Raw genomic sequence first — 13,618 nt, forward strand, 5'->3', positions numbered from 1 at the left:
TAACTTTATTCTGAAAATTTCCATTTATTTAATGGATATTTTCTGTAAGGCATCAAATGATAATCGAAAGTGGCTGTAATCTGGGACTATAGTTTTTCTTATCCAGCTGACAGCCGAAAAAGAGTGTGTGATCGTGTTCATTTTGCACTTGGTGCTTGTGTATACAGCAAAGTTCAGAATGGAGCCTTCAAGATAAAGGGAGTGATGGAAGTGGACTTGGATTTAATATGGAAAGCCATACTTGTGGTGCTTGGAGGAACACTCCTGTTGAGAATTGCTGGCAGGAAATCCATTTCTCAAATGTCTCTTGCCCAGGTTGTCATTATGGTGGGAATAGGATCGCTTTTGGTTCAGCCGATTGTGGGAAAAAGCATATGGTCTACCCTGATGGTGGGATTGGTATTGGTGCTCTCTCTGGTCGTGGTTGAATATCTGCAAATAAAGGTGGATTGGATAGAAAAGTTCATCACAGGAAGAGCAAAGATCCTGGTAAAAAATGGAGAGTTACAGACAGATAACCTTAAAAAGCTTCGACTCACTGTCGACCAATTGGAAATGAAATTGAGGCAGAATCAAATCCGATCTCTTTCGGATGTTGAGGAAGTCACGTTAGAGCCAAATGGGCAGGTGGGATTTATCCTCAAAGAAAATAATCAGCCTTCGACAAAAAGTGAAATTCATCTATTGAAACAAGAAATCCATGCATTAAGATTAATGGTTGAAAATGTATCACTGGTGAATACAAGCCGTATTACACCTTCCATAAGCGTGTCAGAAGCTGTTTCCTCATCAACAATTCATCAAGAAAACGATTTGTTCAGTGAAGTCGAGACGGGGACACATATGATTGAACCCCCTGAAGAATTGAAATAAAAAGACTGGTCATTTAAAAACCAGTCTTTCTGAAATGATTATTGTTTCACACTGTATGGCGGGAAATCTTCTTCTGGTGAATTGATTACTACCACTCCACCCAGGGCCATAGCGGTTAAGCTTGTTACGATGACGAATTGTTTTATCTTTTTCATGATCTCACCTCCCTATAAGGACAGCATATCTTCATAAATGGAATTAGCTTCCTTTAAATGAAAAGCTGCATTTTTATATTTTCTGATTCCCTGGTAATATTGACCAAGGAATTTCGAATACTCGGCATATAAAAGTAGTTCACCATTTTCTTTAAAGTAGGGCAATGTATGTTCCTTCATAAAATATTCAAACCCATTTGCGAAATCATTCAAGGCATAATCATAATAGGAAAGTTGATAATATTTATCAGGAAACACGTCTCTCGAACACAATTCCAAACCCTTTGGGAGCCAATACCGCACCTGGTTGAATTGGTTTAACTTAAAGTACTCCTTTACAAGAGCTAAAATGGAGTTTAACTTTCCTTCCATATCGGATTCTTTCAGTTCAATGCTTCTTGAATAGTGAAGGATAGCTTCTTCGCTTTTATTCATTACCGATTTTAAATACCCCAGGTTTTGTTCCACCATAGAGCTGAGACTGTTGTAATTGATTGAACTGCTGATAAAATTTGCCCATTCATAATGTTTGAGTGCTTCTTCACTGTACCTGATTCGCCGGTAGCAAATACCAAGCAGCAAGTGAACTTCGGCACACCGCTTTTGGAAGTAAACTCCTTGAAATATGGATAATGATTTTTCACCATAGTAAATCGCAAGCCTGTACACATTTAAACGTGTTAACACCAAACTGAATAAATAATAAAGGTCCGCTCTTTCTTCTTCATTCACCACACTGCCTAAAACATAATAAGTTTCGGCCTCTTTTAGTTCAGTTCGTGCTTTCTCATATTGTTGAAGCAAGTAATAATAATTGCCTTTGTACTTGTGATAATAAAATCTCAGTGTATCTGATAATTCTCTATAATGATTATGAATGTGTATGATATGGTTTCTTGCTTGATCGAGCTTGGAGTGAATCAATTCAAAGCGAATGCACAGAATTTGATAATAAAGCTGAGGAGTCAAATTATCTGTGTCCTCCAGCTGTGTTTTTATCTGTTCATGGTAGGATTCCGCCTCCTGGAGGTTCTTCCATAATAATGAATGATTCCACTTTTCAAGCAGCTGATTCAGTTCCTGTCCGTCGCTTTGCAGTGAGGACACTCCCAAACGTTCACATAATAAACCAATAATGTCATCAGAAGGGGTGACCTGGTTGTTTTCCAGTTTAGAAAGATAAGAGACGGAAATGATCCCTTTTGATAGTTCCTCCTGGGTTAAATTTCTTTTTTGTCTATGGAAGCGGATTTTTGAACCGATATTCATGTTCTTACTCCTCTAAACGTTAGTGATGTATGAAGGATGGGGCTGATGTCGCCATTATAATAGAAGAAACATGGTACACCCGAAAAACCAAGTGTCTTTACACCATCCATTAAAATAGTAACACAAAAAAGAAGTGAATGTTGCGAATATTCCTATAATTATATTTTTAATGGGTATATGGAATTATCTTCAAGTTTTAAAGGGTGAATATTTCATCCTAAAAGAGTTAAAACTTTTTTGTTATAATATGTTCAAAGAATAAAAGACTCAGGAGGGTTAAGGATGATCGATTTAAGAAGTGATACAGTAACCAAACCAACCATGGAAATGAGGCAGGCTGCATTTGAAGCTGAAGTGGGGGATGATGTATACGGGGAAGATCCCACAGTAACAAGGTTAGAGCAGGAAGCTGCCCGCATATTGGGAAAAGAAGCGGCACTCTTTGTTACAAGCGGGACACAAGGGAATCAAATAGCCGTTTTGACACATACCCGTCCTGGGAATGAAATCATACTAGAAGAAAATTCCCATATTTTTTATTATGAATCGGGTGCGGTTGCAGCTTTGGCTGGTGTTCAGACCAGGACAATACCAGGTCTAAAAGGAGAAATGAATCCTGAAGCAGTGAAAAAAGCGATCAGGGATGAGGATCAACATTTTCCTGAAACGGGCTTGATCTGTCTCGAAAATACCCATAATCGTGCAGGAGGAGCAATCATTTCCCCAGAGAACATGGAAGCTATCCATTCAATTGCCAGAAATAATTCTGTTCCCGTTCACGTAGATGGCGCAAGACTTTTTAATGCTGCAGCCGGGAGTGGAAAGGATGTAAAGGAATTCACCAAACATTGTGATACTGTGCAGGTTTGCTTATCGAAGGGTTTGGGAGCACCAGTTGGATCCATCATTGCAGGGGATGAAACATTCATTAAGCGGGCAAGAAAGTGGAGGAAGAGACTTGGGGGTGGTTTGAGACAAGTGGGAATCATTGCTGCTCCCGGCCTGGTGGCGCTGACAACCATGAGGGAGCGATTGGTGGAAGACCATGAAAAGGCCGCGGTCCTCAAAGATGCTTTGCAAAGCGTCAAAGGAATCAAGGTGGTGAATGATGTTGACACCAATATAGTAGTTGCAGATATTCAGGACAGTGGACTTTCAACTGAAGGTTTTGTAGAACTCCTTAAAGACAAGGGAATAATGATAGGTGGTTTCGGACCGGATACTGTAAGATTTACCACTCATTATGATGTAAGTATGGATGAAGTGGAAAAGGTGGCAAAGATCCTTAAATCCCTTTAAAACAAAAAAAGCCGGGAAGAAGACAAGCATCCAACCAGCTTTTTCTGAACGATAGTAGTTTTTAATTAAATGGTATGGTAAGCAAGCCCCGGCAGAAGCTGCTTTCTTAATTGTTCTTTTGAGGTTGAGGCATTTTTCCCTGATGATGATGCCATCTCATCATATAACCATTTTCTTTAAGTTTTTGATAGCGTTCTTCCATTTTCTTAAGCATCATATCGCCTTGTTCTTGGGTGAAAACGCCGTACTCTACATACTTATTGATTAGTTCCTTTTTTGTAGTGAATAGCTGCTTATGCAATTTGTCCAGTTCTTGTTTCTGAGTGTCCGACAGATTGACTTTCTGAGGAGTGAGCTGTTGACCTTCAGCAGAAGCATATCCATGTAAGCTAAAGCTTAGGAGACAGACCGTGACTAGTGTGAAAATAAATTTTTTCATTCAAATCCCTTCTTTCCTTTAGTTTCTTTGATAGTTTCAACGAAAATATAGCAATATATGTATAGGTTTTTATAGATTTTGGGTAATGTAAAGTGATGTTCATACAATTTTTGAATCAGAAGGTGGTCATAATATGCTAGAAAAATTTTTATCCAGTATCGGGATCGGGCATGTAAAAGTAGATACCGTCGTAGGAAAAGCGTCCATTAAACAAGGCGAAATTATCAAAGGGGACGTCATCATAGAAGGGGGAAAGGCTGATCAGCCGATCAATGAAGTTCAATTGCTTCTTCTGCATAAATACGAAGAAGATAAAGAGGACAGTGACTTTCCCTACCACGAAAAAGAGCTGAAGACCATCATACTAAATGATATCGGAACGATAAAAGCCGGGGAGAAAAAATCAATCAGCTTTCAATTCCCAACAGAGATCAATCATCCTAAAACAACTGAGACTGATCAAACCATCTTAAGGACAACAGTGGATATTCCCCAGGCTGTCGATCCGACAGATGAAGACCGTATCATAGTGAGTTAATAGAAGAGCCGGAATCTAAAGGATTCCGGCTCTTTATTTTACAGGACCTTTTTCTCAGGCTCATGTAAAGTAAATTCTATCACGTAAAAATCCGTTGAAATGAAGGATAAGCCCATGTAAAATGTAGTAAGCGAATACATTCTAAAAATTCTGTATTTTCACGCAGCATGAAAGGCTTCCTGAATGAAAATGAATGATATGGCTGTATTTCTTATTATGAAGGAGGAGTATTATGGGAGGAATCTGGCTTGCATTAATAGGGGGGATCGTATTTTTATTTGGGTATAAGTATTACTCAAAGCTCATTGCGGAAAAAATCTACCGATTAGATCCGAACTACGTCACGCCAGCACATCAATTTAAGGATGGGGTTGACTTTGTTCCGACAAACAAGTTCGTCCTTTGGGGACATCACTTTACATCTGTCGCTGGAGCTGCACCGATTGTAGGACCTGCCATCGCTGTTTATTGGGGCTGGCTGCCAGCATTTTTATGGGTTATTCTTGGAACGGTCTTCGCTGCAGGGGTGCATGATTTCGGTACGCTTGTGCTTTCTGTCAGAAATAAGGGGCAATCCGTTGGTACATTGGCGAGTAAGCTGATTGGAAAAAGGGCAAAGGTACTCTTTCTATGCATTATCCTTATCCTGGTACTAATGGTCAATGCGGTTTTTGCATGGGTAATCGCGAATCTTTTCATTACATTTCCGGCAAGTGTGCTTTCTGTCTTCATCCAGATACCATTGGCGGTATGGATCGGATATAGAGTATATAAACGCAGCGGAAGCATGCTGCTGCCATCCATTGTTGCCCTTGCGGTGATGTATGCATCTGCAATCATTGCAAGCAGGGTGGAATTCCTTCAAATCGACCTTGTTAAATATTTCGGCGGTGAAGGCGCATCGTCTCTATTTGGTTTAAGTTCCACCAGCATGGCATTTTTTGTCTGGATCGTCATTTTAATGATTTATGTTTATATTGCATCAACCCTTCCTGTATGGAAGTTATTACAGCCCAGGGATTATATCAATTCACATCAATTAGTGGTCGGGCTTGGCTTGCTTTATTTGGGGTTATTATTTACGAATCCTCAGATCACAGCGCCTATGACCAATGGTTCGGCTGATGTTTCTTGGTTCCCGTTATTATTCATTACCATTGCCTGCGGAGCAATTTCTGGCTTTCACGGGTTGGTCTCATCCGGTACGTCATCTAAACAACTGAATAAAGAGACAGATGCCAGGTTTGTAGGGTATTTAGGGGCAGTTGGTGAAGGGGCTTTAGCTCTTATTGCCATCATCGCCTGCATTACCTTTTTCCCGAATGTGGAAGAATTCAAAGCTACATACAGCGGATTTGCAGCGGCAAGCGGTGCAGGGCTGGGGGTATTCATCCAAGGGGCAGGACAGCTTGCGACAGGTTTAGGAATCCCGGCAGATATTGCTGCAACAATCGTTTCCGTCATAATCGTCAGCTTTGCTGCAACCACTCTCGATTCTTCTGTACGGTTAATGAGATATATCATTGCAGAATTGGGCGAAGAGTATAATGTCATGCCGCTTACGAAAACACATGTGGCCACCACGATAGCCGTGGTATCCAGTGCAGCCCTGACACTTCTGCCGCAAGGACCTAAAGGATTCGGTTCAGGAGGGTATCTGCTTTGGCCGTTATTTGGTACATCGAATCAATTGCTGGCAGGCATCAGTTTACTGTTGATCACCATTTGGCTCAAGAGACAGGGAAGAAATTATTTTGCCACATTGATCCCAATGCTGTTCCTTATGTTCATGACGCTTTGGGCAATGATTAATCAGGTACTATTCGAATGGTCCGGGATAGGTGAAACAGAAGGGAACATGCTTTTGTTTATATTTGGAAGCATCATCTTGATATTCACACTATGGATTTTAATCACAGCTGCCTCATCCCTCTCTAAAAGAGGAGAGGACCCGACACAGTTCACTGCCTGATCGTATTGAAAGATAGGGAACCCTTTTGAGCAGAGGCGCAGAAAGGGTTCCCTTTTATTAAGGGGGAGGTAAAGGATGATCCATTCATCCATGATAGAAAAATTTAAACACATCATCAATCTATATGATGAGATCATTAAACATCCTCATAAAACTGAAATTGCTAGGGAATTAAGAGATGAGGATGATTTGTTCTTTTTATTACTATATTCGGATATGCTGGGACTCCCTAATCCGGTCTTTTACTACACATTGGAACTCTACCCGTATATGATAGAGAAGTTTCATGATTGGCATTTACGGATGGGTATGGAGCATTCCCCGCTGGAAGGAATAAGGTGCTGCTGAAGCTAAGGGAAGGTGTGAAAAACGAATGAATGATATGGAAAAGCAATCGATTCTTTTTGTAGGAGGTAAAGGAGGGGTGGGGAAGTCCACCTCTGCTTCTGCATTAGCTTTGATGTTCGCCAAGTCAGGGAGGAAGACGCTTATCATTTCAACAGATCCAGCTCATAATTTAGGAGATATCTTTCATAAAGAGATAGGTGAAGAGATAACACCTTTACTTGAAAACTTATGGGGCCTTGAAATAAATCCTGAGCTGGAAACACAAACGTATATCAAGGGTGTAAAGAATAATTTAAAAGGCATGGTCAAGTCCTCTATAATTGAGGAGGTTCACCGGCAAATCGATATGGCGGCATCTGCACCGGGTGCTGAAGAAGCAGCCTTATTTGACAGGATTGTATCGATCATTTTAGAAGAAAAGGATGAGTTTGATAAGATCATCTTTGACACTGCGCCGACCGGTCATACAATCCGCCTGCTTTCACTTCCTGAGTTGATGGGTGTCTGGATGGACGGCATGCTTGAAAGAAGGAAGAAAACAAATAAAAACTATTCTCAGCTGTTGAATGATGGGGAGCCGGTGGAGGACCCGATTTTCGAGGTATTACAGAATCGAAGAGATAAATTTGCACAAGTTCGCTCAATCATGTTAGATACAGCCCAGACAGGGTTCATCTTTGTCTTGATCCCAGAGAGGCTCCCGATTCTGGAAACGGAAAAAGCCATCGAATTAATGGAAAAGCATCATTTGAAAATTCAAGGGTTGATCGTCAATAAAATCCTTCCTCCTTCAGCAGACGGGGCATTTCTTCAAAAAAGAAAAGAGCAGGAGAAAAATTACCTGCAGCTGATGAAGAAGAAATTTACCGAACAGAGATTGTATGAAATTCCTTTATTAGAGGAAGATGTATGTACACTCACACATCTGGAATCATTCGTTCAGCACATACAGCAGGAGGTATATGGAAGGGTATAAGGAATCGTTCACAATAATATAGAAGAGCAGCGAATGTGATGGTCGAATCAATCGATCATCACGTTTCAATGTTGAGAAAGAAATCTTATCTGGAAATCAAAGAAAGATGAAAAAATTTTTAATAACCTGTTGACAATATACCTAGTAGGGTATAGTATTGTGGATGTAGCAAGAAAAAACACAATAAGCTTGTTTCTGGGAGGTGTCTACATGGAATACAATTCTCAAGTTAAAAATCGAATCAAACGTGTTGAAGGGCAGCTCCGGGGAGTCTTGAGGATGATGGAGCAGGGGGAAGATTGCAAAGATGTGATTTCCCAGCTGTCAGCAGCCAAAACGGCTCTCGATCGTTCAGTCGGCTTGATTGTAAGTTTGAACCTTGTTGAATGTGTGAGAGATTCACAAGAATCTGGTGAAAATACAGATGAAATTGTAAAAGAAGCAGTAAATTTGTTAGTGAAAAGCAGATAATTAAAAGTGTTGACAACTTTTTTTATATCATTTAACATACCCTTATAGGTATTTTTAAATTATAAAATATAAACAAACATTTAGGAGGAATTACGAATGAACGCAGATAAAGTACTAGACGCAAAAGGATTAGCTTGCCCGATGCCAATCGTGAAAACAAGAAAGGCAATTAAAGAAATCGAATCAGGACAGATCCTTGAAGTCCAAACGACTGATAAAGGTGCAAAGAGTGATTTGACTGCTTGGGCTAAGTCAGGTGGACATGAACTTGTAGATTCTAAAGAAGAAAATGATGTATTCACATTCTGGATTAAAAAAGGATAAATTTTTTTGAGGGGAAACATACCCCCTCTTGTATTTTAAAGGAGGAAAACAGATGTCAGAGACAAAATCAACTAATATTATTCTCTTCAGTGGAGATTATGATAAAGCGATGGCTGCATACATCATCGCAAATGGTGCTGCTGCATACGACCATGAGGTAACGATTTTCCATACTTTCTGGGGCTTGAATGCACTGAGAAAAGAAGAGATGGTTCCTGTTAAGAAAAGCTTCATGGAAAAGATGTTCGGTAAAATGATGCCGCGCGGTGCAGATAAATTGGGTTTATCCAATATGAATTTTGCAGGAATGGGACCTAAAATGATCAAAGGAGTCATGAAAAAGCATAATGCAATGCCGCTGCCTGACTTGATTGAGATGGCTAAAGAGCAAGATGTAAAGCTTGTTGCTTGTACCATGACAATGGATTTATTGGGACTTCATAAAGATGAACTTATGGAAGAGATTGAATATGCAGGAGTAGCCGCATATCTAGCGGATGCAGAAAACGGTAACGTAAACTTATTCATCTAATTTTTTTTAATAAAAAATATACCCTATGTGGTACTCGGAGGTTTTTGTATGACTATTGAAGCGAATTTTGTATTGGATGCAAAAGGTTTAGCATGTCCTATGCCGATCGTAAAAACGAAGAAAGCAATGAAGGACCTTGAAGCCGGACACGTAATTGAAATTCAGGCCACTGATAAAGGATCAAAAGCCGACCTTCAAGCATGGGCGAAGAGTTCAGGTCATGAATATCTTGGCACGATTGAAGAAGGCGATGTTCTGAAGCACTTCGTTCGTAAATCAAGCGGTGAAGATAGTGTGGAGCGTAAGCACGAAACGGTTACCAATAATGAAGAATTGGCAGGTAAGCTCGGCGACGGCAACACGCTCGTAGTGGATGTACGTGAAAAGGCAGAATACGCATTCAAACACATTCCAGGAGCGGTTTCCATTCCCCTTGGAGAATTAGAAGCCAAAGCTGATGAGCTTGCTAAAGATAAGAACATTTATGTGGTGTGCCGCACGGGTAACCGCAGTGATATGGCAGCGCAATTATTAGCAGATAAAGGATTTGAGAATGTCATCAACGTAGTGCCTGGCATGAGCGAATGGTCAGGCGACGTAGAGTCTGACGTTGAATAATAAATCTTTCGTGAATAACAGATAAAAATAATACTGGGAGGTAGAAACAATGGCAGTAAAAGCAATGAGTCCAAAAGAAGTAGCAAAAAAAGTGATGAATAAAGAAGATTTGTTTATCTTGGATGTACGTAACACAGATGCGTTTGAAGATTGGAAAATTGACGGACATACGTTTGAATATCTGAACATCCCTTACTTCGATCTTTTAGATGGTGTCGAAGAGATAATGGATAAACTTCCAAACGATAAGGATATTCTGGTTGTCTGTGCGAAAGAAGGTTCTTCTGTAATGGTGGCAGAAATGCTTTCAGAAGAAGGCAAAGATGTGGCTTATCTTGAAGGCGGAATGAAAGCGTGGAGTGAACATCTTGAACCGGTCAAGGTCGGTGATCTCACTGACGGAGGAGAGCTATATCAATTCGTCCGTTTAGGTAAAGGCTGTCTTTCATACATGGTGGTTTCGAATGGTGAAGCAGCAGTGGTTGATGCTACACGCATGACTGATATTTTCATCGATTTTGCAAAAGAGAAAAACGCAGAAATCACGAATGTTTTCGATACTCACTTACATGCGGATCATATTTCAGGCGGACGAAAAATCGCTGAAGCGACGAATGCCGCTTACTGGCTGCCTCCGAAAGATGCTGAGGAAGTTACGTTTGAGTATGCTGCACTCCAGGATGGTAATAAAGTCGTTATCGGTAATTCAACGATCGATATCAATGCTTTATATTCACCTGGACACACAATTGGATCAACTTCATTCGTCATTGACGAGAAATATTTACTATCAGGAGACATCCTGTTCATAGACAGCATCGGACGTCCAGACCTTGCTGGAAAAGCTGAAGACTGGGTTGCAGACTTAAGAGAAAGTCTTTATAAGCGTTATAAAAACTTATCCATGGAGCTGACTGTATTACCTGCTCACTTCATGATCATTGACGAATTAAACGAAGACGGAACGGTTGGAGAAAAACTGGGTACTCTATTTGCCAAAAACCACGGTTTGAATATTGAAGATGAAGAAGAGTTCAGAAAATTGGTTTCTGAAAACCTGCCTCCACAGCCAAATGCTTATCAGGAAATCCGTGAAACAAACATGGGGAAAGTCACTCCTGATGAAGAAAAGCAGCGTGAAATGGAAATCGGACCAAACCGCTGTGCCGTTCGATAATCTGAATACTTTTTCAACACGAAAGAAATAAATGGGGACCTTTAAAAGGTTCCCATTTAACAGTAAAGGAGGAACTTTACAGTGGATCTGGCATTTATCATTACAGTCTTTTTAATTGGCTTCATTGGCTCATATATTTCCGGGGTGGTAGGAATCGGAGGGAGTATCATCAAGTACCCGATGCTTCTATATATCCCTCCATTACTTGGAGTCGCTTCATTTTCCGCTCATGAAGTATCCGGTATCAGTGCGGTGCAAGTGTTCTTCGCCACACTGGGCGGGGTATGGGCTTACCGTAAAGGCGGTTACTTGAACAAAACGCTCATCACTTACATGGGTGTGAGCATCCTGATCGGAAGCTTCATCGGGGGCTACGGTTCCAAGGCCATGAGTGAAGACGGCATCAACCTTGTATACGGAGTACTTGCATTAACGGCAGCAATCATGATGTTCATCCCCAAAAAAGGCATCGATGACATCAAGTTTGAGGATGTTACATTCAATAAATGGCTTGCAGCCGTATTGTCATTAATCGTCGGGATCGGAGCAGGGATCGTTGGAGCTGCTGGAGCATTTCTATTAGTTCCAATCATGCTTGTGGTTCTTAAAATCCCTACAAAGATGACGATTGCTTCATCACTTGCCATTACCCTCATTTCTTCTATCGGCTCAACAGTCGGGAAAATCAGTACTGGTCAAGTAGATTATGTACCGGCATTGATTATGGTGGTTGCAAGCTTAATCGCTTCCCCACTCGGTGCCACGGCAGGTAAGAAAATGAACACTAAATTACTGCAGACTATCTTGGCAGTATTGATTTTGGGTACAGCCATCAAGATTTGGCTCGATATACTATAAGAAATCCTAAGACACCTTTCCCACACTGCAATGTATCGCAGGCGGGAATAGGTGTTTTTTACTAGTTTGAATTATCAGAATTGAGCAAAAACGTTATACAAATGGTTTCATTTTCGGTACAATAGAGTTGTCTAGGAAATAAAAACCAATTTTAATATGCTGGATGGAGGGAAGAGGACTGTGTCTGATGAAGCTCAAATAAAAAGAAGGCTGCTGCATGATCATATACAGCAAAAGCTTCTTTCCAATGAAATAACGTTCACGAATCATGCTGACTGTATATTTGTCTTGGATGACCAAGGGCATTTTATGTATCTGAATGAGCTGGTGAAACCAGAATTGGGATACCCACATTCTGAATTATTACATACCAACTTCCTGCACTATATAGCTCATAAAGACATCGATAATGCAAAATCTGCACTTTCCGCAATAAGGAACGGCGGTATCCGTAATGTGGACTTAAGAATCGTTGATTCAAATGATAAGCAAATAGATACGAATATGACCTTTTTAGCAATTGAACATAATGGTGAAGTCATCGGGATGTATGGTTTCTTGAAAAATTTGACGGCTGAAAAATTAAATGATAAGAATCTTGAATACAGCGGGGAGCTGTATAGAAGAATTGTGGAGTTTTCCCCTGACACGGTACTGATCTCCAAAAAGGATATTTGTCAATATATTAATGAAACAGGCGTCAAGCTGTTGAAAGCGGAAAGTAAGTCGCAGATCATGAATAGAAGCATACTGGAATTTGTACATCATACTGATAGAGAGACGCTGGAAGAAAGACTGACGAAATTAAGCAAAGGAGAAACGGTCCTGCCAAAATCCTATAAGCTTGTTTGCTTGGATGGATCGTCCATAGAAGTAGAGATAAAAGCCATTCCGACTTATTTTAATCATGAAAAAGCCTTTCACATTATTATACGCGATCTTTCTGAACAAAAATTAACACAAGAACTGATGTTAAAGTCAGAAAAACTATCTGTTGCAGGTCAGCTGGCTGCCGGAATCGCCCATGAAATAAGAAATCCAATTACTTCGATTAAAGGCTTCCTCCAATTAATGGAGAGTGATTTACCTCAAAAGAAAGGTTATTTTGAAGTAATTTCATCTGAAATGACGAGAATCGAATCGATTTTAAATGAGATGCTCGCATTGGCAAAACCTAAGGATGCTGACATGAAAGAAGTTAATTTGATTGACTTGGTCAATCAGGTAGTTACATTGATTAATGCAGATGCCATCATGAAAAATATTGAAATTTCATATAGGTTCAATAGCCGTCCATGCTCAATAACCTGTGATGAAAATCAGATCAAACAAGTATTCATCAATTTTATAAAAAATGCAATTGAAGCTATGTCCTTTGGAGGAAAAGTCACAATCGAAATTGAAAGATGCAGCCAGGACATGGTGATTCGGTTTATTGATGAAGGAGAAGGAATCCCTGAAGAAATAGCCGGCAGAATCGGCGAACCCTTCTTTACTACCAAAAGTGATGGAACAGGTTTAGGGATCATGGTGAGTAAACAAATCATCGAGAATCACTTTGGTAAGATGAACATCAGCAGTGATTCAAACGGAACAAGTGTCGAGGTACTTTTACCTATAGCAGTACATAGTTAACGAAAACGATGAGGCCAAGTCCATCATCGATTTTTATATTGCACGTGTATTGTTGTGGAGTAAATTACCAAGCTTGGTTTGAAACTTATTTCATTATTAAACGTCTATTACAATGTAGAAAAATAAGACCAGAG

15 protein-coding genes are annotated in these 13,618 nt (G+C 40.2%); 13 read left to right on the forward strand and 2 right to left on the reverse strand.

All coding sequences use genetic code 11. The features are described from left to right. Nucleotides 1-69: 69 nt before the first annotated feature. Nucleotides 70-873, forward strand: a complete 804-nt coding sequence (locus HWX64_RS20995) for a DUF421 domain-containing protein (RefSeq protein ID WP_368495602.1) — start codon at nt 70-72, stop codon at nt 871-873. Nucleotides 874-1,040: 167 nt separating this feature from the next. Here HWX64_RS20995 and HWX64_RS21000 read toward each other — a convergent pair whose 3' ends face one another. Continuing rightward, nucleotides 1,041-2,297: a helix-turn-helix transcriptional regulator gene (locus HWX64_RS21000; RefSeq protein ID WP_175991433.1), complete on the reverse strand. Its 1,257-nt coding sequence runs from the start codon at nt 2,295-2,297 to the stop codon at nt 1,041-1,043. Nucleotides 2,298-2,579: 282 nt separating this feature from the next. Between HWX64_RS21000 and ltaE the strand changes: the two genes are divergently transcribed. Further along, a complete protein-coding gene (ltaE, locus tag HWX64_RS21005; protein ID WP_175991434.1) occupies nt 2,580-3,596 on the forward strand; it encodes a low-specificity L-threonine aldolase in 1,017 nt (338 codons plus the stop codon). Between the two features lie 106 nt (nt 3,597-3,702). Here the strand turns inward: ltaE and HWX64_RS21010 are convergent, their stop codons facing one another. Continuing rightward, entirely contained in the window at nt 3,703-4,035 is a 333-nt protein-coding gene (locus HWX64_RS21010; protein ID WP_175991435.1) for a YckD family protein, read from the reverse strand. Nucleotides 4,036-4,168: 133 nt separating this feature from the next. Between HWX64_RS21010 and HWX64_RS21015 the strand changes: the two genes are divergently transcribed. The 11 genes from HWX64_RS21015 to HWX64_RS21065 all read left to right on the forward strand — a co-directional run bounded on the left by HWX64_RS21015 (nt 4,169) and on the right by HWX64_RS21065 (nt 13,484). Then, entirely contained in the window at nt 4,169-4,573 is a 405-nt protein-coding gene (locus HWX64_RS21015) for a sporulation protein (protein ID WP_175991436.1), read from the forward strand. 232 nt (nt 4,574-4,805) lie between these two features. Continuing rightward, nucleotides 4,806-6,545, forward strand: coding sequence for a carbon starvation protein A (locus HWX64_RS21020; RefSeq protein WP_175991437.1), 1,740 nt, complete (start codon nt 4,806-4,808; stop codon nt 6,543-6,545). Between the two features lie 90 nt (nt 6,546-6,635). Further along, nucleotides 6,636-6,893, forward strand: a complete 258-nt coding sequence (locus tag HWX64_RS21025; protein ID WP_175991640.1) for a cory-CC-star protein — start codon at nt 6,636-6,638, stop codon at nt 6,891-6,893. 25 nt (nt 6,894-6,918) lie between these two features. Further along, nucleotides 6,919-7,869 carry an ArsA family ATPase gene (locus tag HWX64_RS21030; protein WP_175991438.1) on the forward strand — a complete coding sequence of 317 codons (951 nt, stop codon included), beginning with the start codon at nt 6,919-6,921 and terminating at the stop codon, nt 7,867-7,869. A gap of 210 nt (nt 7,870-8,079) precedes the next feature. Beyond that, the gene (locus tag HWX64_RS21035; protein WP_175991439.1) at nt 8,080-8,340 is read left to right on the forward strand and encodes a metal-sensitive transcriptional regulator; all 261 of its coding nucleotides are present in this window, start codon (nt 8,080-8,082) and stop codon (nt 8,338-8,340) included. Nucleotides 8,341-8,436: 96 nt separating this feature from the next. Next, complete coding sequence (locus HWX64_RS21040; RefSeq protein WP_058297472.1) at nt 8,437-8,664, forward strand: sulfurtransferase TusA family protein; 228 nt, start codon at nt 8,437-8,439, stop codon at nt 8,662-8,664. 52 nt (nt 8,665-8,716) lie between these two features. Then, nucleotides 8,717-9,196, forward strand: coding sequence for a DsrE/DsrF/DrsH-like family protein (locus HWX64_RS21045; RefSeq protein ID WP_175991440.1), 480 nt, complete (start codon nt 8,717-8,719; stop codon nt 9,194-9,196). Nucleotides 9,197-9,244: 48 nt separating this feature from the next. Further along, on the forward strand, nt 9,245-9,814 hold the full coding sequence (locus HWX64_RS21050; protein ID WP_175991441.1) for a sulfurtransferase TusA family protein: 570 nt from the start codon (nt 9,245-9,247) through the stop codon (nt 9,812-9,814). A gap of 49 nt (nt 9,815-9,863) precedes the next feature. After that, the gene (locus HWX64_RS21055; protein WP_175991442.1) at nt 9,864-10,991 is read left to right on the forward strand and encodes an MBL fold metallo-hydrolase; all 1,128 of its coding nucleotides are present in this window, start codon (nt 9,864-9,866) and stop codon (nt 10,989-10,991) included. Between the two features lie 81 nt (nt 10,992-11,072). After that, nucleotides 11,073-11,849: a sulfite exporter TauE/SafE family protein gene (locus HWX64_RS21060; protein ID WP_175991443.1), complete on the forward strand. Its 777-nt coding sequence runs from the start codon at nt 11,073-11,075 to the stop codon at nt 11,847-11,849. A 180-nt stretch (nt 11,850-12,029) separates the two neighbouring features. Further along, nucleotides 12,030-13,484, forward strand: coding sequence for an ATP-binding protein (locus HWX64_RS21065; protein ID WP_175991444.1), 1,455 nt, complete (start codon nt 12,030-12,032; stop codon nt 13,482-13,484). Nucleotides 13,485-13,618 lie beyond the last annotated feature (134 nt).

This window comes from Bacillus sp. Marseille-Q1617 (assembly GCF_903645295.1).
In the GTDB taxonomy this organism is placed as follows: Bacteria; Bacillota; Bacilli; order Bacillales; family Bacillaceae_B; genus Rossellomorea.